Here is an 18,578-nt window from a genome sequence, read left to right on the forward strand (position 1 = left end):
GCGCCGCCCGTCGATTGACAAATGTTCCAGTTGCATCGCTTCGCTCCTTTCCGTAAGTGGTCACTCGTTTAAATAGCGGAATCCATCGTAAGCCGCGCATGGCAGTCTTTGCCATATCAATCAGGTGTGCCGTTCCCAAAACTCGCCGCCGCCCTCTGCAACGCCCGTTGCGTTAGTAATGCTCACACAGTTTGATGGGGCAGATTCCACCGCTGGCAAGCGCCATAAATGGCATTCAGGATCGCCGTCATGCCGTATCTAGAAACGCAATGTTCGCAGACAAATACCCAGAAAGCTTGTCATTCTCGTGATTTGTGGCCCGCAAGAATATATTGCCATTAGCGCTGATAGGCTGAAGCCATTGGAATATGCGTTTTCTGAAGATCGAAAACTTTTTTCCGCATGGAGCGCAACGCCTTTCAGGCCGTTTCAATTCAGGCCGCTTTTAAAACAGTCCGTCCACATCAAACAATATGCTGGCCTTGTTTGATTGATGGAGCGGCATGCCCATTCACCGCGTTTGCCGCGCTGGCGGGGCGTGGCGCACGCAGCTCCTGCGCTGAAGCGCCCAGGGCGGCAGGCGCTTGGGGGCCGTTTGCTCTTTGCTGGCAGCGCGGGCCGCCGCTGCGGCCGTTGCAAAATCGTCCGACTTTTCGCCTGTCTTCTGCTGCCTGTTTTTTTCCATGCCTGCTTATCTGCTGCCCGCTGGAGCATTGCCTTGCTGGCCCGCTGGCCGTCTCGGCAGCGGCGCGGCAGCTTTGAGGCGCAGGCGTTGCGCGCGGGCGGGCGAGCTGGCGCTAGACCTGGCGCAAAACGCCTGTGAGCTGCAAGCCTTTGCGCAAGCTGGCCAGTTTTTGCAGAAGCGCCTGCGCATTGCACAAGCCGCGCAAAAGCATGGCGCCGCGCTGAACCTGGTCTCTGCCGGGCGTGCTGGCACAGCAGCGCCAGGCCGAAACCGGCTTGAACAAACTGGAGCGCCGCCAGGCGGCCCGCTCCGTACAACCTGAGGAATCCCAACCATGAGCAAGACCATTTCCCTGACCCGCTATCTCGTTGAAAAGCAGCGGGTGGACGGGCACATTCCCGCGCATTTGCGCCTGCTGATCGAAGTGGTGGCGCGCGCGTGCAAGCGCATCAGCCTGGCCATCAACAAAGGCGCCGTGGGCGGCGTGCTGGGCAGCGCAGGCAGCGAGAACGTGCAGGGCGAAGTGCAGAAAAAGCTCGACATCATCGCCAACGAAGTGCTGATTGAGGCCAACGAATGGGGCGGCCACCTGGCCGCCATGGCCAGCGAAGAGATGGAGAGCATCCACGTGGTGCCCAACCGCTACCCGCAGGGCGAATACCTGCTGCTGTTCGATCCGCTGGACGGCTCCAGCAACATCGAGGTGAACGTGAGCATTGGCACCATCTTCAGCGTGCTGCACATGCCCGAAGAAAGCCGCAGCGTGCAAGAGAATGACTTTCTCCAGTCCGGCAGCCGCCAGGTGGCGGCGGGCTACTGCATCTACGGCCCGCAAACCACGCTGGTGCTCACCGTGGGCGACGGCGTGGCCTCCTTCACGCTGGACCGCGAGCAAGGCAGCTTCGTTCTCACGCAAGACAACCTGCGCATTCCCGAAGACACGCACGAATTCGCCATCAACATGAGCAACATGCGCCACTGGGACGCGCCCGTGCGCCGCTACATCGACGAATGCCTGCAAGGCAAGGATGGCCCGCGCGGCAAGGACTTCAACATGCGCTGGATTGCCAGCATGGTGGCCGACGTGCACCGCATCATGACGCGCGGCGGCATCTTCATGTACCCGTGGGACCAGCGCGAGCCGGACAAGCCCGGCAAGCTGCGCCTGATGTACGAGGCCAACCCCATGGCCTGGCTCATCGAACAGGCCGGCGGCGCGGCCACCAATGGCCGCCAGCGCATTCTTGACGTGCAGCCGCAAAAGCTGCACGAGCGCGTGAGCGTCATTCTCGGCAGCAAAAACGAAGTGGAGCGCGTCACGCGCTACCACCAGCAAGCGGGCCAGACCCAAGGCTGACCCAGGCTGGGGCAGGCGGCTTTTCGCTTCTGAAAAAGGAGCGAATTCAAGGGGCTGAAAATGGCTTTTGCGCCCTTTTCACTAGGACATAACGCTATGGATGGAGGAGCATAAATCACGCTGCTTCACGGCGCCCGTCACCCGCCCCTGCCGCGCTTGGCGCCTCAGATCCGGCCCGCAACCATCACTGCGCGCTCCAAGGGGCGAGAGTCTGTTTGCCATCTGGCCGTGCAGCGCAAAAGCCAGGAAATCGGGATGGGCCGCAAGGCCCAAAAAGCGTCCGTGTCCGCGTTTTCGCGTCCGCAGACGGCTTGCGAACAGCTCAAGGCTGGCGAAACGCCGCCTTGAGCGCGGCCGCGAGATCGGGATGCTCAAGCGCAAAGCGCTCCGGCGCGGTGAAATGCGCCTCGCAGGCCACTGCAAAAAACTCTGGCGGCGAGTGCGCCGCATAGGCATCCAGCCAGGGCGCGGGCGCGCCAAAGCGCTCCGCCAGCGCCAGCCGCTCGCAAAACCGCTCATAGGCGCCTTGCCACACCGCATGCCAGTGCAGGCGGCCTTCGCGCGCTGAACGCGCGCCCATGAAGCCTGCGGGCAGGGGCGGGCAGCCATCAGCCGGGCCGGCGTGCATGTCGATCTTGTGGGCGAATTCATGGATGACGACGTTGGAGCCGCGCAGGGCCTGCGCGTCAGCGGCGGCCACGTCGGGCCAGCTCAGCATCACCGGGCCGCCTGGCATGGCCTCGCCCAGCAGCGTTTCGGCGTAGCGGTGCACCACGCCGGCCTCGTCCTGCCGCTGGCGCGGGGCAATGGCCGGCCCCGGCTGGAGCACGATGCCCACAAAGTCGTCATACAGCGCCAGCGCCTGCTCTGGCCGCCGCGCGCCGCCCAGATGCAGCAGCGGCAAACAGGCCTGCGCCGCCACGGCCACGGCCATGCCGTCCGTCACTTGCAGGCCATGCGCGCCCGTGAACTCTTTTTGCGCCAGAAAATGCGCGGCCAGCCGCCGCAGCCGCGCCTGCTCATGCGGCAGCAGCCGCGCCAAAAAGCGGTGGCCCAGCAGCGTGGCCCGCCAAAGATCGTCAGGAATAGGCGCTGGCTGCCCCAGCCTGCAAAGCCGGGCGGCCAGCCGTGCAAGCCAATGGGGCATGAGCGGCAAAACGCGGGAAAACGCGGCAATGGAAACCCCGGCAGGTGCGAGCGCCGCGCGCGGCTTCAAGAGGGCTGGCGCGCCGCAAAAGGCCGCCGCGAACGTTCCTCCGCCGCACCCGGGCGCGCCTGTGTCTTCAAAAAAGTTCAGAGAGCGCCCAGCGCTGGCATGCGTGGAGCCAGCGCTGCTGCCGGGGCCTTTTTCACCTTCCGGCCTGCGTCCCAGCCATCAGGAATACACCGCTTTGGCAGGTGCGAATTTAGCTCCTTTATCCGTAGCATGAGGTCCTAGTGAAATGAGCGCAGAAGCCATTTTCAATGCCTTTGAATTCGCTTCTTTTTTTGAAGCGTAACACCCGCCCGCCTTCCCCTTTGAACAGGTTCTCAAACCCGCAAGGCGGAAAAGCGCTCGGCCAGCAAAGCCTCCAGGCCAAACTGCGCCAGCAGCGCTTGCAGGCGCTCGGCGGCGCTGCGCTTTTTGTGGCCCGTCCACATGGCGATGATCAGCTCGTTTTTCATGCTGTGCTCCCAGCCGACCAGCTCGGTCACCGTGACGGCGTAGCCCTGCGATTCAAGGTAGAGGCAGCGCAGCACGTTGGTGAGCTGGCTGCCCATCTCGCGCGTATGCAAGGGATGGCGCCACAGCTCGGCCAGCGGCGTGCGCGCCAGTTGCAGCGCCTTGTTCATGCGCAGCCGCGCGGCCACTTCGGCCTGGCAGCAAGGGGCCAGCACGATGGCGCGGGCCTGCTTGCGCAGGGCAAACGCAATGGCGTCATCCGTGGCGGTGTCGCAAGCGTGCAGGGCCGTCACCACGTCAAACACATCCGGCAGCGCGGCGCTGGCCGCAGACTCGGCGGCGCTTGTGTTGATGAAGCTCATGCGCTCAAAGCCCAGGCGCGCGGCCAGCTCGCGCGAGCGCTCCACCAGATCAGCGCGGGTTTCAATGCCATACAAATGCCCCAGTTCGCGCCCCGGCTCGTGCCTTGTCGCCACAGGTCATACAGCATGAAACCCAGATACGACTTGCCCGCGCCGTGGTCGGCCAGCAGCAGGCCGCCTTCGCGCGGCGGCAGCTCTTGCCGCACTTTTTCAATGAATTGCAGCAGGTGATTGACCTGCTTGAGCTTGCGCCGCGAGTCCTGATTGAGCCGCCCATCGCGGGTCAGGATGTGCAGCTCCTTGAGCAGCTCGATGGACTGGCCGGGGCGCAAGCCCAGCTGGGCATGCAAATCAGGCGCGGCCTGAAGCGCCGCCTTGGTTTTGCGTGATGAAGTCATGGTGTGCGCGGGAAGGCGTTTTTGGGCGTTTTTGGGCGTTTTTGCTCTTGGTTCCAGAGCATAAAGTTCTGAAAACCTGTTCAAAGTGGCCGTTCACAAAGTGGCGGCCGGATGGGCTGGTGGGCTTTCACCCACCGCGCAGCTGCCCCAGTTCGGCCATGAGCTGGCGGTAGGCCTGCATGTCGCTGGCGGCCAGGGCGGCGTCCATGCGGCGCTTGATGTCTTCCACGCGCGCGCCGCGCAGCACGCTTTGCAAGTCGTCACGGTCGCTGGCGATGCCTTCGAGCGCGAGCAGGGTTTGCACTTCGTGCACGGCGGCCGCTTCCAGCGGGTGGCCGCGCAGGGCCTGGCGCAGGGCGGCCCAGGGCTGGGGGCCGTGTTCGTGAAATTGCCTGTCGAGCCAGGCAAAAAGCGGGCCGTGGGGGGCGGGCTGGCTGCAAAGCAGGTGCTGGTCTGGCTCGCCCAAGGCGGGCCAGGCGGCAGGGTCGGTGAGCACGATTTGCAGGGCGCGGCTGGCGCGGCTGGCCGGGGCGGCGCGAAGGCGGGCGGCGCTGTTTGGCCAGTCTTCGTCATGCCAGCCGTCATGGCGGCGGTCATGCCAGCGCTCATCCGGCCCGCCTGCGCTGCCGCGCCAGGGGCGTTGGCCTGGCCCAGGCGATGGGGCGCTGCGGGCGTGTGTGCCTGATGCGCCTGATGCGCTGCGGCTCTGGCCCCAAAGCTGTGCCAGTTCGCGCGCGTCGATGTGCGTTTGCTGGGCGATGCCGGCCAGGATTTGCTGCGCCAGCGCCCCGGCGGGCAGTTGCTGCCACAAGGGGCGGGCCTGGGCGGCAAAGCGGGCGCGCCCTTCGGCGCTGTCCATGTCGCAGTCCTGGGCGGCGGCTTGCAGCAAGAAACGCGAGAGCGGCTCGGCGGCGGCCACGGCGGCGGCAAAGGCCTGGGCGCCTTCGGTGCGGATGAAGCTGTCGGGGTCGTGCCCGCCGGGCAGAAAGAGGAATTTCACGCTGCGCGTGTCGCTGGCGTAGGGCAAGGCCGCTTGCAGCGCCTTGTGCGCCGCGCGCTGGCCTGCGGCGTCGCCGTCAAAGCTGAAAACCACGCTGGCGGTGAAGCGAAAGAGCTTTTGCACGTGCTGCGGCGTGCAGGCGGTGCCCAGCGTGGCCACGGCATTGGCAAAGCCCAGCTGGGCCAGCGCCACCACGTCCATATAGCCTTCCACCACCAGCGCATAGCCTTTTTCGCGCAGGGCGGCGCGCGCTTCATACAGGCCATACAGCTCGCTGCCTTTGTGAAAGACGGGGGTTTCGGGCGAGTTGAGGTATTTGGGCTTTTCGTTGCCCAGCACGCGCGCGCCAAAGCCAATGACTTCGCCTTTGACAGAGCGGATGGGGAACATGATGCGGTCGCGAAAGCGGTCATACCGGCGCTCTGGCCCGCCTTCGCCCTCACCGGCGATGACCAGGCCGCTTTCCACCAGCAGCGGATCGGCGTAGTCGGGAAAAACGCCCGCCAGCGTGCGCCAGCCTTCGGGCGCGTAGCCCAGGGCAAAGCGGCTGGCGATCTGGCCGGTGAGGCCGCGTTTTTTCAGGTAGCCGATGGCGCGCGGCGCGTCTTTCAAGCGCTGGCGGTAGGCCTGGCTGGCGCGCGCCAGCACTTGCGAGAGCGTGGCGCGGCGCTGGCTTTGCTGCGCGTCGCGCGCTTTTTCTTGCGGGCTGCGCGTGTCTTCGGGCACGGACAGGCCGCACTGCTGGGCCAGCTCGTGCACGGCCTCGGTAAAGCTCGCGCCGGTGTGCTCCATCAGAAAGTTGATGGCGTCGCCGTGCTTGCCGCAGCTGAAGCAGTGATAGAACTGTTTGGCGGGGCTGACGCTGAAAGAGGGCGTTTTCTCGGCGTGAAACGGGCACAGGCCCATGAAATTGGCGCCGCTTTTTTTCAGCTGCACGTAGCGGCCCACCACCTCCACCACGTCGGCGCGGGCCAGCAGCTCCTGAATGAATGACTGGGCAATGGCCATGCTGCGCCTCAAGCCGTGTCTGGCGCTGATTCAGCCGCAGCCAGATTCAGCCGCTGCGCCGCCGCCAGCAAGGCCGCCGCGCTGCCCGTGGCCAGCAGCCGCACCGTGCCGGGGGCCGGGCCGGGGTTGAGCAGGCCGGCCGCTGCCAGCAGGCGGCGCGCGTGGCGGGCCACGGGCGGGCCTGGCTCCAGCAGCGCCACGGCATCCGCGCTTTCGTTTTCGCTCTCGCCTTCATCCGCCTTTGCCTTCAGGCCCGCGTGCCGCCGCCAGGCGGCCTCGGCCAGCGGGTAATGCGTGCAGCCCAGCACCAGCGTGTCGATCGCGCCGGGCTGCGGCCCCAGCGGCCCCAGCGCGGCCAGGTAGCGGGCGATCAGCGCATCCGCGCGGCCTGCATGCAGCCCGCCATCGGGCAGGGCGGCCTCTTGCTCGATGGCATCGGCCAGCCCGTCGCACGGCTGCAAAACAAAGCGCACTTGCGGCGGTTGCGCGGCCAGCAGGCGCGCAAAGCGCGCGCTTTGCAGCGTGCCGCGCGTGGCCAGCACCCCCACGCACTGCGTGCGCGTGCGCGCCGCCGCCGGTTTGAGCGCCGGTTCAATGCCCACGATGGGCCACTGCGGCCAGCGCGCCCGCAGTGCATCAGCGCCCGCCGCCGTGGCCGTGTTGCATGCAATCACCAGCGCCTTGGCGCTGTGGTCTTCCACCAGCTCGCGCGCAATGGCCAGGCAGCGCGCGGCCACGAAGGCGCTGCCTTTTTCGCCATACGGGGCGTAAGCGCTGTCGGCCACATAAATGAAGTGCTCATGCGGCAGTTGCGCGCGCAAGGCGCGCAAAACCGAAAGGCCGCCCACGCCGCTGTCAAACACCCCGATGGGCTGATGGCACTGGGCCGGAAACGTGGCGGAAGGCATGACGAAAAGACGGGGGAGAAGGCGGAGAAAAAGCGGGGCAGAAAGGCCAGGGCGCGCGCAGCCTGGCAGTTTACGAGCGCTGCACTTGGAGCCGGCATGCCGCGCTGGCGCATGAGAACTTGTCCAAAGTCTGTCCGTGAGGGCGGAAAGCGCGGACGGGGCCTGGTCTCGGGCGCTCTTGGGCCTTGCAACCCATCCCGACTCCTGAGCCTTTGCCTTCACAGCCAAGCTCAGGTTCTGAGGCCAGCAGCAAACAGGCACGCGGAGAAGCCACGCAGAGAGCAAGCTCGCAGCGGTCCGCGCCTTGCTCCGGACCGTACACGTTTGAATAGGGCCTGCTAATGACCGGGTGACCGAGACTGAATCACAGCCAAAGCCAGTTCCGGATCAGTTCCTGGCCCCCTTTGCTGGCGTGCCGCTGGCCCGTCATCAGAGCGGACTTGAGCAGATTGCCGGCGCATCGCACAAGGCCCGTATCCTGGCGCTCACGCCCCCCGAGTGAGTGGCCTATGGCCTGGCTTCGAGTCCCGCGCCCGAGCCGTGACGGTGCACTTTCACGATCGTGGCGTCGGCCATGGCGTATTGCATATCCGGCTGGCCGCTGACCGCATCAAAGCGTTTTGCCAGATACCGGCCTTGACCCCGTCGTGAAAGCGCTTGAAGACGGTGTTGCATTTGCCAAATTCTTCGAGCCAATCGCGCCAGGGGCTGCCTGCGCGCACGATCCACAGCGCGGCCTCTGCAAACCAAGCGCCTGTTCGCGCCTCTTGGCCCTGCATCGCCAGGCTTGCCCAAGCAGTTCGGGGCCATCAGTGCCCACTGCTTGTCGCTCAATACTCATCTTTTCATGGCGGAATTGCTGCACAACAGGAAGATTCTCAACAGGCCCTAAACGAAAGCGGCTTGTGCGGCACGCCTGCGGGCCGGGCCTGTCTGGATATATCAAAAACAGGAGCGAATTGAAAGGCTTCAAATACCGCTTTGCGCTCGTTCCACCAAGACATTACGCTATGAATTAAAGAGCGAATAGAGGCTGGCTCGTGAACGGAACGCGTGCGCTGGCGGGCTTGGCGCCTGTTCAGAGCCTGGCCGTGAAGGCGGCAGATCGGGGCAGGCTGCAAGGCGCAGACGGGCTTTGCGGCCCGGCGAGGATTTGCAACGCCGCAGACCGCCCGAGTCCGCGCTTTTCTTTTGCAGCCACGGACAGGCCCCTACTGGTACAGCGCGCCATTGATGCCGATGGTCTGGCCGCTGATGTAGGCGGCGCGGTCGCTGGCGAGGAAGGCGACGAGGTCGGCCACTTCCTGCGGCTGGCCCGCGCGCTGCATGGGCACGAGGCGGCGGATGGCGTCTTCGTCAAAGGCACGGGCGGACATGTCGCTGGCGATGATGCCGGGGGCAACGGCATTGACGGTGACGCCCCGGCTGGCGCATTCGAGGGCGAGGGTTTTTACGGCGGCGTGCAGCGCGCCTTTGGCGGCGGCGTAGTTGGTCTGGCCGCGGTTGCCGGCCTGTCCGGCCACGGAGGTGATGGCGATGATGCGGCCCCAGCGCGCGCGCAGCATGGGCAGCATGAGGGGCTGGGCCACGTTAAAAAAACCGTTGAGGTTCACGTCGATCACGCGCTGCCACTGCGCGGCGCTCATGCCGGCAAAAACGGCGTCGTCATGCGCGCCTGCGTTGCTGATGAGCACCTGAATGGGGCCGCTCGCCAGCGCCTGTTGCAGCGCGTCGGCGCTGGCGGCGGCGTCGGTTACGTCAAAAGCCAGGGCTTCGGCGCTGCCGCCTGCGGCGCGGATGCTGGCGGCCAACGCTTCGGCGGCATCCAGGCGCGTGTTGGCGTGGGCCAGCACGTGCAGGCCCTGTGCGGCCAGGGCGCGGGCGATGGCGCTGCCGATGGCGCCGCTGGCGCCGGTGACGAGGGCGCGGCGGGGTGTGGATGAGACGGTGGATGAAACGGCGGCGGGAGTGCGGGCGGCGGTCATGGAGGTGTCAGGGAACGCTGGGGGCGCGCGGCGGCGTCAGCTGCACCACGGCGCGGCCTTGCAGCAGAAGCGGGCCGCTTTCGGCCTGAATGTTTCCGGCGTGAATGTTTTCGGCATGGAGGGTAAAGCGGTACAGGCGCGTGGGGCCGCTGACAGCGTCAGAAAGCACGTTCACGAGCAGGCGGGCGGCCACGCCGTCCAGCCGCGCGGCGTGGAAGGTGACAGCGCGCACGCTCACCAGCATGCCGCCAGCGGGCGCGGCATGGCCTTGGGCTTCGGCCAGCAGCGCGCCGTGCAGGGCCATGGCCTGCCCGGCGTATTCAATGCCGCAGGCTGCGCCCAGGCGGCCTTGCTGGCGCAAGGGGTTGCCGGGGTCGCGGTGGCTGTCGGCGGCGCACAGCAGGCCGTTTTCGCTGGCTTGAAGCACGCTGTCCAAGAGGCACATGCGGCCCTGGTGGGGCACGCGGGCGGCGATCCAGCCGTGGCCCTGGCCTGCGGCGGCGTTGAAAAAGCAGCCGGTGCTGTCAGTGTTCATGGCGCGGCGGGGCTGGCAGCCAGCGGCGTGATCTCAACGCGCAGCACTTGCGGCGGCAGGTAGGTCAGCGCCACGGGCTGGGCTTGGGGTTGGACGTGGGGCCGGGTGCGGCCTGCCGCAGCGGGCGCGGCCAGCGCCGCCAGCAGCGGCAGGCCCAGCCAGGGCGGCAGGGCGGCGGCCATGCTGGATAAGGCTTGCAGGCGGGCGGCCAGCGCGGCATCGGTACGGGCCGTGACGGATTGCACGGTGTCGGCAACGCCCTCGGCCAGCGCGCCCCGGCAGGGCAGGCTGAGGCGGGCCAGCGCGCACGGGCCAGGCGCAGGGGCCAGCACCAGCGCCAGCGCGCTGGCGTCGGGCACGGGGCGGCAGGCGCGCAGCGGCTCGGGGTGGTCGCTGTCGCTGGCCAGCAGCAGTACGGGCTGGCCGCCGGTGGCCACTTGTGCCATGGCTTCCAGCAGGCCGGCGGCAAAGCTGGCGTCGTGGGCGCTGAGCGTTTGCGAAGCGGGCGTGGCGCCGGTGGCGATTGACCAGTAGCCAGCGGCAGCGTTGTGCACCGAGTTGTGAAAGCGCGTGGGCGAGACCTGCCGGTCTTCGCCTGCCAGCAGCTCGCAGATGGCGTGGCAGTTGTGGCCGTCGCCGCCGGAGCTGGCGAACACGCCGGGCAGGCTGGCGGGGTCGCGCCCGGCCTGGCGGCAGGCTTGCAGGCCCGCCGCCAGCGTGGCCTTGACGATGCGGCTGGCGCGGCGGCGCTCGGCGGCGGGCAGCAGCTCGGGCGCGGGCAGAGCGGCGGGCGCATGGGCCCAGCCCGCCTCGCCGCGCAGCACGGCCAGCGCCTGCGGCCAGCCGTCCAGGCCGGGGCCGAGCAGGCCAATGCCTTCAATCCACGCATTCAGCATGCGGCCTCCCCGTCAGGGCGTGAAAGAGAAAAAACCAGGCTGGCATTACTGCCGCCAAAGCCGAAGGAGTTGGATAGCGCGTGGCGCAGCACGGGCGCGGGCGCGGGCTGCATCACCACGTTCAGCGCCAGCGCTGCATCAGGCTGGCGCGTGCCTACGCTGGCAGGCAGCAGGCCGTGGCGCAGGGCCAGCGCGCAGATCACGGCTTCCACCGCGCCGGCCGCGCCCAGCGTGTGGCCCGTCATGCCCTTGGTGGAGCTGCACGGCACGCCGCTGCCCGCGCGGCCGGGACCGAACAGCGCGCTGATGGCGGCGGCCTCGGCGGCGTCGTTGGCCTGCGTGGCGGTGCCGTGCAGGTTGATGTAGCCGATGTCGGCGGGCCGCAGTCCCGCGCGCTCCAGCGCCTGCCGCATGGCTGCGCGCGCGCCCGCGCCTTCGGGGTGGGGCGATGACATGTGGTGCGCATCGCTGGATTCGCCCCAGCCGGCGAGCATGACGCCGCCCGCGCCATCCGCATCGCCGCTGGCCGCGCCGGGCCGCTCCAGCAGCGCGAAGGCCGCCGCCTCGCCGATGGACAGACCCTGCCGCTGCGCGTCGCACGGGCGGCAGGGTTCGGGCGCCGTCAGCTGCAAGGAGGCAAAGCCGTACAGCGTGGTCAGGCACATGGAATCCACGCCGCCCACAATGGCCGCATCCGCCAGCCCGGCGGCCATCATCCGCTGGGCGGCGGCGAATACCTTGGCCGAAGAAGAGCAGGCCGTGGAAAGGGTGAGCGCCGGGCCGCGCAGGCCCAGCGCCTCGCGCACGAAGGCCGTGAGCGACCCCGTGTTGTGCGTGGCGCGGTAGTCGAACCAGGCGGGCAGCGCGCCATCGGCCCCGCGCTCGCGGTAGGCCAGCTCGGTGGAAAGAATGCCGGAGGTGCTGGTGCCCAGCGCCAGCGCCACGCGGTCCGCGCCATAGCGGGCGATGGCCGCGCGCGCCGCTTGCAAAAAGCCATCGGCTTGCAGGCCCAGCCAGGCCAGGCGCTGGTTGCGGCAGTCGTAGGCGGCCAGCGCGGCAGGCAGTGTGGCGCCGTCGATGCCCGGCGCTTCGCCTATCCAGGTGGGCAGGCGGGCGGTTTCAAAGTCGCATGGCTTCAGGCCGCTGCGCCCGGCCCGCAAGGCGGCCAGCAGCGGCTGGCAGCCCGCACCCAGGGCGGTGGTGGCCGTCATGGCGCTCACGGCCAGCGGCTTAATGGGAGAAAGGGCTTGCGTCATGCTGGAGAAGCTGGCGCGCGGGCGATAAGAAAGGTGTTGGCAAAAGGCAGCCCGCCCGGCGTAGGCGCGGTTTGCACCGCAAGGCCCAGCGCGCGCAGCGCCGCCGCCCATTCGTCCAGGGGCCGCGCGTGCAGGCGCGCCAGGCCGTGGCCGCGCGCCAGCGTCACCAGCTGGTCGGCCCACAGGCTGAGCCTGAAGCGCAGGCCGCCTGCCGCGTCGCCCACGCGCAGCGCCAGCGTGCCGCCGGGGCGCAAGGCGGCGCGCGCGCGGCGCAGCACATCGTCTTGCTGCTGCAAGGGCATGTAATGCAGCACGTCAAGAATGGTCACCACATCCACGGCGGCCTCGCCGAAAGCGGCCTGGCAGATATCGGCCTGCTCCACGCTCACGCGCTCCTCGTCGCCTGACGCGCGGAAGGCGGCCTGCCCGCGCGCCACGTCGGCGGGCATCAGCTCCAGCGCGCGCAGGCGGCGCACGCGCGGCGGCTCGGGCCAGCCTGCGGGCCACGCGCCGGATTCAAAGCGGTCGCGCGCAGCCAGCAGCCACGCAGCCAGCACGGCCTGGCCGCAGCCCAGATCCAGAAAGTCTTGCGCCTGCGGCGGCAGCGCGCCCATGCGCAGCAAGGCCAGAAACATGGGATCGCCGCTCAGCTTGCCGCGTGCGAAATGCCAGGCAAAGCGCCCGCCTGCGCGAAAACGCTGGCTGGCCGCATCCACCAGCGCGCGCTGCAAGGCGCGCTCGTCTGGCGTGAAAGCATCATGCAGACCGCTCATGCCGCCACCTTGTCCAGCGGACAGACGGCTTCGCCGCCCTTGAAAGCCTCGTTCAGCGGCACGCTGCGCAGGCGCTGGCCGCGCAGGGCCTGCAACAGGCGCGGCAGCACGGCCAGCACCACGGGCTGCCCGTCGGGCGCAAGGGCGGAGTTGCCGTCATGCAGCAGCAGCACGTCGCCCGCAGCCAAACCGCGCGTCAGGCGCGCCGTGACCACGCCAGCGTCGGCGCAGCGCGTGTCGTAGCCACGGCGCGTCCATGAAGCCAGCAACAGGCCCTGCCGGTGCAAGATGGGGTCCAGCAGCGGATTGCGCAGCCCCGCCACGGCGCGGAAGAACTGCGGCGCACGCCCCGTCACCGAGCCGATGCTGGCCTGCGCCTGCGCCACCTGGCGCGACATGCGCCGCCAGCCGTAAACGGAAAAAGCATGCGGGTGCGTTTCGGTGTGGTTTTCAATGACATGGCCGCGCCGCGTCATCTCGCGCGCCAGGGCGGCATGGCGGCGCACGCGCTCGCCCACGCAAAAGAAAGTGGCGCGCATGCGCGCTTCGTCCAGCAAATCCAGCACGCGGGGCGTGACTTCCGGATGGGGGCCGTCGTCAAACGTCAGCGCCACTTCGCCGCGCGCGGCGGCCTGCGGCGGCAGGCGCGTGAGGTTCGGCCCCAGCCCCTGGCTGCGCGGCCACAGCCCCACGCCTGCCAGCGCTGCATGGTTGGCCAGCAGCACGCCCAGCCAGGCGGGCCAGCTCTGCGGCAGGGCCGCCACGGCCCCCAGCCCCAGCAGGTGCAGCCAGGCCGAGGCTTGCAGCGCAGGCGCGGGTTTCCACGGCACTCGCATGCGCCTGATGGGCCTCACGGGCATTTCTTCTGTTGCGTTCGCACTCATGGCGGCAATTATGTTTCAGCCCCCTTGTTGGGCCAGGGAGCGAAGGCGCGTGGAAACCGCTTCAGGAAAGGAGCCGCGAAGCCAGCCTGCGCCAAGGCTCCGGGGCCGGGCGCCTCCGTTCGCAACTGACTTGCGGAATGGATGAAGCGGCGGGTTCCTGCCCGCCCGCGCCACAAACCTGGCATGCCTCACGGGCCAGGCGGCATCAAAAACAGGAGCTAATTGAAGCAGCAGAAATGCCATTCAGCGCAGTTTCCACTAGGACCTATTGCTATGGATAAAAGAGCAAGAATGGCTTCGCGCTTTCGTCCTCTGGCATTCAGTCTTGCGCATTCGTTGGCAGCGTCTTGCCCGTTCCGGACTCATTGCATGGACAGACCATGGCCAGACGCTAGGGCCTGTTGAGAATCTTCCTCTTGTGCAGCAATTCCGCCATGGAAAGATGAGTATTGAGCGACAAGCAGTAGGTACTGATGGCCTCGCACTGCCTGGGCAAGCCTGGCGATGCAGGGCCAAGAGGCGCGAACAGGCGCTTGGTTTGCAGAGGTCGTGCCGTGAATCGTGTGCACAGACAGCCCCTGGCGCGATTGGCTCGAAGAATTTGGCAAATGCAACACCGTCTTCAAGCGCTTTCGCGACGGGGTCAAGACCGGTATCTGGCAAGAACGCTTTGATGTGCTCAGCGGCCAGCCGGATATGCAATACGCCATGGCCAATGCCATGATCGTGAAAATGCGCCGTCATAGCCCGGACGCGGGACTCGAAGCCAGGCCATAGGCCACTCACTCGGGGGGCGTGAGCGCCAGGATACGGGCCTTGTGCGATGCGCCGGTCAATCTGTTCAAGTTCGTGCTGATGCCAGGCCAGCGGCACGCCAGCAAAGGGGGCCAGGAACTGATCCGGAACCAAAAGTTTGGGGCGCTGCTGGCGGACAAAGCGTTTGGTGTCCAATGGCAGATAGAGCCATTACAAGCGCAAGGCGTGCCAATCGTGATCTCACAAAGACCCGATCGACGCCAGCTTCAAGGCTGCGGTTTATCTGGCTTTGGCTGTGATTCAGTCGCGGCAATTCTCAACAGGCCCTAGGCCTGGACGAAAAAAACGCCGCCCGAAGGCGGCGTTTTCATGAAAAGCTGGGGTGGCTGATGGGACTCGAACCCACGACGACCAGAATCACAATCTGGGACTCTACCAACTGAGCTACAGCCACCACGTAAAACGGCAAATTATAGCGGGGGTTTCAACGCCCGGCTTCTTCTGACGCAGCGCTCTTGGGTTCTTCCACCAGGATGCGGGCCTTGAAGCGCTGCTTGAGCAGCTCGTAATAGGCCAGCGCTTCCGCCGCTCCCCAGGCTATGTCGTATTGCTGGCGCATCTGCTGGGCAACTTCAGTCTTGGTTTCCGAGCGGGGCACGATTTTTTCAATGCGCGCCAGGGTGTAGCCCTGCTCGCCCAGATCGACGCCGATGAAGGCGGGCAAGGCGCTGGCATCAGCGCGCAGCACGCCTTCAACCACGGCGGCGGGCAGATCGTGCGTTTCTTCGCGCGAGAGGGTGATGGCGGCGGGCAGGCCCTTGGCTTCTTCGGGCTTGGCTTTCCAGGCGGCAAGTTTTTCCGTGCCTTCCTTGCGGGCGGCTTCGGCGGCGCGTTCGGCAATCAGGCGCTCGCGCACGGCGGTTTTCACTTCGTCAAACGGGCGTGGATGGGCGGGCGTGTGCTTGACAACGCGGCCTGCCACAAGCTGGCCAGGAGCGAATTCGATGGCTTCGGTGTTGTTCTTGCGCTCCAGCGAATCAGGCGCGAAGAGGGCGGAGAGGAATTTGGCATTGGCCAGGGGCTTGACGATGGCGTCTGGCTGCACGGTGCGGGTGACGTTGGTGGCCGTCTGGATGTTCAGTTTGAGCTTCTCGGCCACGGGTTGCAGGCTGTCGGGCTGCTCGTACACATCGTTGCGGAAGGCTTCGCCATGCTCGGCGGCCAGTTTCTGCGCCTGCTCGGCGAGCAGCTGCTCCTTGAGCTGGTCTTTCACCTTGTCGAAGGCTGGCACGTCGGCGGGTTTGAGATCGGTGAGATGAACGATGTGGTAGCCATAGTCGCTTTCCACCACGCCGCTGATATCGCCTTTGTGGGCCAGCGCGAAGGCGGCTTCGGCAATCGCGGGTTCTATGCCCCTGTCTTTGCGGAAGAAGCCCAGGTCGCCTCCATGGGCGGCGCTGGCATCGTCTTGCGAGGCGCGCTTGGCTACTTCAGCGAAGACGGCGGGGTTCTTGCGCACTTCATCCAGCAGCTTTTCGGCTTCGGCCTTGGCTTTTTCGCGCTCGGCGGCAGGCGCGCTCTTGTCGGCGGCGACAAGGATGTGGCTGGCGCGGCGCTCTTCAGGCGAACCCAGTGTGGCCTGGTTGTTGTCGTAATAGGCTTTCAGGTCGTCATCGCTGATGCTGGCCTGCTTTTTCATGGCGTCTGCATCCAGCACCACGAATTCGATGTCCACCGCTTCGGGCGCCTGGTAGTCGCTCAGGTGGCTGTCATAGAAGGTCTGCAACTCGGCGTCCGTGGGCTGAAACTGCTTGGCATAGCCGGAAGCGGGCAGGCTGAGAATCTGCACCTGGCGCTGCTCCAGGAAGGCATCCATCACGGGAGCAACCTGCGCGGGCAGCGCGAAGCCGCTTTGCGTCACGCCCGCCAGCACCTGGCGGGCGGAAAGGTCGGCGCGCACGCTGTTTTCGAACATTTCTGGCGTCATGCCCTGGCGCGCGAGCACCTCACGGTAGCGGGCCATGTCAAGCTGGCCATCCGCTGAGCGCAGGGAAGCGATGAAGGGGTCTTCACGAAGCTGCCTGGCCAGGCGCTTGTCTGTGGTGACCAGGCGCATTTTCTGCGCAGCCACGGCCATGACGCGCTCGCGCAGCATCTGCTCCAGCGTGATGCGGCGCATCTGCGGCGTGTCCAGCAGGCTGACATCTACGCTGGGGTTGGCTGAAGTGATGCGGTCCACCTGCTGGTGATGCGCCTGGTCCCACTGCTGCTGGGTGATGTTGTGCCCATCGACCGTGGCCACCACCCGCGCGTTTTCATTGAAGCGCGTGTAGCCTTCAATGCCGAACAGCACAAACGAAGGAATGATCAGGATGAACAGCAGCCACATGAAAAATTTCATGTGATGCCTGAAAAAGTCGAACATGGCCGGAAATTCCTGGAGCTGGATCTGAAACAAAAAAGGCGAACGGGGGTGTTCGCCTTTGTGTGAATGCGGGTGGTGGGTGCTGAGGGGTTCGAACCCCCGACCTACGCCTTGTAAGGGCGCCGCTCTACCAACTGAGCTAAGCACCCCCGCTTGCAGGAAGGAAACGGCATATTCTGCCTGAAATGTGCGCGTTTTTTTCGCGCGTTAATTGAGCGCGTCCTTGAGCGCCTTGCCCGGACGGAATTTGGGCACGCGGGCTGGCTTGATCTTGATGGCGGAGCCGGTTCTTGGGTTACGCCCCGTGCGCGCGGCGCGCTTGCTCACGGCGAAAGTGCCAAAGCCCACGATCGAAACCGTGTCGCCTTTGCGCAAGGTGGCTCGCACGGCATCTATCGTGGCTTCCAGGGCGCGGGTGGCTGCGGCCTTGGAAATATCTGCATGCTGCGAGATGTGCTCAATCAGTTCTGTCTTGTTCACGGACGACCTCTGGGTCAGATGGCATGGTTTGTTTGGTAGGTGGGTGCGCGGGGCCGCAAAGGGGCCGCGCCATCGCGTTTTCCTGCCCTTGCACTGGCCCTGTGGCGGGGCTGGCAGACAGTCAAACTGATTCTAGACGCAGGCTTCAGACCTCATGACGCAACTTCAATTATTTGCTTCAGAACGTATATTTATGTGTTCTTGTGTTGGCCGTTTTGCAACGCGCGCTTGCGGATTTCGGGCACGGAACGTTGCAGGTAGTAGGCCATGGACCAGATGGTCAGCACCGCTGCTGCCCAGAGCAGCAGCGTGCCCCACCAGCGGGCGTTCAAGCTCCAGAGCGCGCCGTCATACAGCAGCAGCGCAATGGCGGCCATTTGCGCGGCCGTTTTCAGCTTGCCTGCCATGTGCACAGCCACGCTTTTGCTCGCGCCAATTTGCGCCATCCACTCACGCAAGGCGGAAATGGCAATTTCACGGCCCACGATGATGAGCGCAATGAAAATGTCGGCTCGCTGCAAATGCACCAGCACCAGCACGCAGGCGCATACGAGGAATTTATCCGCGACCGGGTCGAGAAAAGCGCCAAAAGCCGAGGTCTGCCCCAGCCTGCGGGCCAGAAAGCCGTCCAGCCAGTCGGTGAAGGCACACAGCATGAACAGCCCCGTAGCCAGCAGGTTACATACAGCTTCCGGCAGCGGCAGATAGAACACACCTACGATGAGCGGTATGAGAAAAATGCGCGCCCAAGTCAGCAGGGTGGGAATCGTGAGAAACATGGCAGGCGATTGTGGCACGCGGGCAGCAGGCGACAGATGGGCAAATCGCTATCTCTGGCGATGAAACACACTCCGTCATTACTATCAAAAAAATAGTAATTGATTTGGAGAGGAAGAGCGCTTGCAAGAAAACAGTGCCACGCAGTGAATTGGGGCTGTACGATGCGTTTTGCACTGTAGCTGCAGCGCATTGACTGCCAGTGGAAAGCCTTGTCCAACAACTTTTGGCTTTCCTCAAAGAGAGAATTTGCAGCAAACTATCGTCATGTATCCAAGTGACATGACCGATGAACAGTGGAATGCAAAAGCGCTTTCCGACAGGTAAACGCGCAAGCAGACCCCGGGCGCACAGCGCCCGGGACATGATCAACGCCATCTTCCATGTGCAAGCCACAGGTTGCCAGTGACTTGCGCTTCCCAAGAACTAC

Annotated in this window: 16 protein-coding genes, 2 tRNA genes and 2 pseudogenes; 3 read left to right on the forward strand and 17 right to left on the reverse strand. The window is 65.8% G+C overall.

Going from position 1 to position 18,578, the window contains the following annotated elements; all coding sequences use genetic code 11:
• The first annotated feature begins 1,019 nt into the window (after positions 1-1,019).
• Entirely contained in the window at positions 1,020-2,042 is a 1,023-nt protein-coding gene (locus QB898_RS12295) for a class 1 fructose-bisphosphatase (RefSeq protein WP_279525188.1), read from the forward strand.
• A 322-nt stretch (positions 2,043-2,364) separates the two neighbouring features.
• Here the strand turns inward: QB898_RS12295 and QB898_RS12300 are convergent, their stop codons facing one another.
• From QB898_RS12300 to QB898_RS12350, 12 genes and pseudogenes are all read right to left on the reverse strand, one after another.
• Positions 2,365-3,189 (reverse strand): M90 family metallopeptidase, encoded by an 825-nt coding sequence (locus QB898_RS12300; RefSeq protein ID WP_279525189.1) that lies wholly within the window; start codon positions 3,187-3,189, stop codon positions 2,365-2,367.
• A 383-nt stretch (positions 3,190-3,572) separates the two neighbouring features.
• Positions 3,573-4,465 (reverse strand): annotated as a pseudogene (locus QB898_RS12305) (class I SAM-dependent methyltransferase).
• Positions 4,466-4,592: 127 nt separating this feature from the next.
• Positions 4,593-6,473, reverse strand: a complete 1,881-nt coding sequence (gene dnaG, locus QB898_RS12310; protein ID WP_279525190.1) for a DNA primase — start codon at positions 6,471-6,473, stop codon at positions 4,593-4,595.
• 8 nt (positions 6,474-6,481) lie between these two features.
• Positions 6,482-7,381, reverse strand: a complete 900-nt coding sequence (gene murI, locus QB898_RS12315; RefSeq protein ID WP_279525191.1) for a glutamate racemase — start codon at positions 7,379-7,381, stop codon at positions 6,482-6,484.
• A 507-nt stretch (positions 7,382-7,888) separates the two neighbouring features.
• Positions 7,889-8,056, reverse strand: a complete 168-nt coding sequence (locus QB898_RS12320; RefSeq protein WP_279525192.1) for a hypothetical protein — start codon at positions 8,054-8,056, stop codon at positions 7,889-7,891.
• Positions 8,057-8,058: 2 nt separating this feature from the next.
• Positions 8,059-8,160, reverse strand: a pseudogene (locus QB898_RS13500) (IS5/IS1182 family transposase); the annotation flags it as partial.
• Positions 8,161-8,592: 432 nt separating this feature from the next.
• A complete protein-coding gene (fabG, locus tag QB898_RS12325; RefSeq protein WP_279525193.1) occupies positions 8,593-9,366 on the reverse strand; it encodes a 3-oxoacyl-ACP reductase FabG in 774 nt (257 codons plus the stop codon).
• A gap of 7 nt (positions 9,367-9,373) precedes the next feature.
• Positions 9,374-9,901 carry an ApeP family dehydratase gene (locus QB898_RS12330; protein ID WP_279525194.1) on the reverse strand — a complete coding sequence of 176 codons (528 nt, stop codon included), beginning with the start codon at positions 9,899-9,901 and terminating at the stop codon, positions 9,374-9,376.
• A complete protein-coding gene (locus tag QB898_RS12335) occupies positions 9,898-10,797 on the reverse strand; it encodes a beta-ketoacyl synthase chain length factor (RefSeq protein WP_279525195.1) in 900 nt (299 codons plus the stop codon). Before QB898_RS12335 ends, QB898_RS12330 begins: the two co-directional genes overlap by 4 nt.
• Positions 10,791-12,032, reverse strand: coding sequence for a beta-ketoacyl-[acyl-carrier-protein] synthase family protein (locus tag QB898_RS12340; protein ID WP_428982825.1), 1,242 nt, complete (start codon positions 12,030-12,032; stop codon positions 10,791-10,793). Before QB898_RS12340 ends, QB898_RS12335 begins: the two co-directional genes overlap by 7 nt.
• A gap of 17 nt (positions 12,033-12,049) precedes the next feature.
• Positions 12,050-12,826, reverse strand: a complete 777-nt coding sequence (locus QB898_RS12345; protein ID WP_279525197.1) for a class I SAM-dependent methyltransferase — start codon at positions 12,824-12,826, stop codon at positions 12,050-12,052.
• Positions 12,823-13,662 carry a polysaccharide deacetylase family protein gene (locus QB898_RS12350; protein ID WP_279525198.1) on the reverse strand — a complete coding sequence of 280 codons (840 nt, stop codon included), beginning with the start codon at positions 13,660-13,662 and terminating at the stop codon, positions 12,823-12,825. The genes QB898_RS12345 and QB898_RS12350 overlap by 4 nt, the downstream gene beginning before the upstream one ends.
• 609 nt (positions 13,663-14,271) lie before the next feature.
• On the opposite strand from QB898_RS12350, the gene QB898_RS12355 reads away from it, so the two are divergent.
• Positions 14,272-14,487, forward strand: a complete 216-nt coding sequence (locus QB898_RS12355) for a hypothetical protein (RefSeq protein WP_279525199.1) — start codon at positions 14,272-14,274, stop codon at positions 14,485-14,487.
• 39 nt (positions 14,488-14,526) lie between these two features.
• Complete coding sequence (locus QB898_RS12360; RefSeq protein ID WP_279525200.1) at positions 14,527-14,796, forward strand: hypothetical protein; 270 nt, start codon at positions 14,527-14,529, stop codon at positions 14,794-14,796.
• Positions 14,797-14,844: 48 nt separating this feature from the next.
• Here QB898_RS12360 and QB898_RS12365 read toward each other — a convergent pair.
• From QB898_RS12365 to pgsA, 5 genes are all read right to left on the reverse strand, one after another.
• A tRNA-His gene (locus QB898_RS12365) sits at positions 14,845-14,920 on the reverse strand.
• 30 nt (positions 14,921-14,950) lie between these two features.
• Positions 14,951-16,891 (reverse strand): SurA N-terminal domain-containing protein, encoded by a 1,941-nt coding sequence (locus tag QB898_RS12370; protein ID WP_279525201.1) that lies wholly within the window; start codon positions 16,889-16,891, stop codon positions 14,951-14,953.
• Positions 16,892-16,964: 73 nt separating this feature from the next.
• Positions 16,965-17,040 (reverse strand) — tRNA-Val (locus tag QB898_RS12375).
• 58 nt (positions 17,041-17,098) lie between these two features.
• Entirely contained in the window at positions 17,099-17,371 is a 273-nt protein-coding gene (locus tag QB898_RS12380; RefSeq protein WP_487345375.1) for an HU family DNA-binding protein, read from the reverse strand.
• Between the two features lie 191 nt (positions 17,372-17,562).
• Positions 17,563-18,150 (reverse strand): CDP-diacylglycerol--glycerol-3-phosphate 3-phosphatidyltransferase, encoded by a 588-nt coding sequence (gene pgsA / locus QB898_RS12385; RefSeq protein ID WP_279525202.1) that lies wholly within the window; start codon positions 18,148-18,150, stop codon positions 17,563-17,565.
• Between the last annotated feature and the right edge of the window lie 428 nt (positions 18,151-18,578).

It is taken from the genome of Ottowia cancrivicina (genome assembly GCF_029813755.1).
Taxonomy (GTDB): Bacteria; Pseudomonadota; Gammaproteobacteria; order Burkholderiales; family Burkholderiaceae_C; genus Ottowia; species Ottowia massiliensis.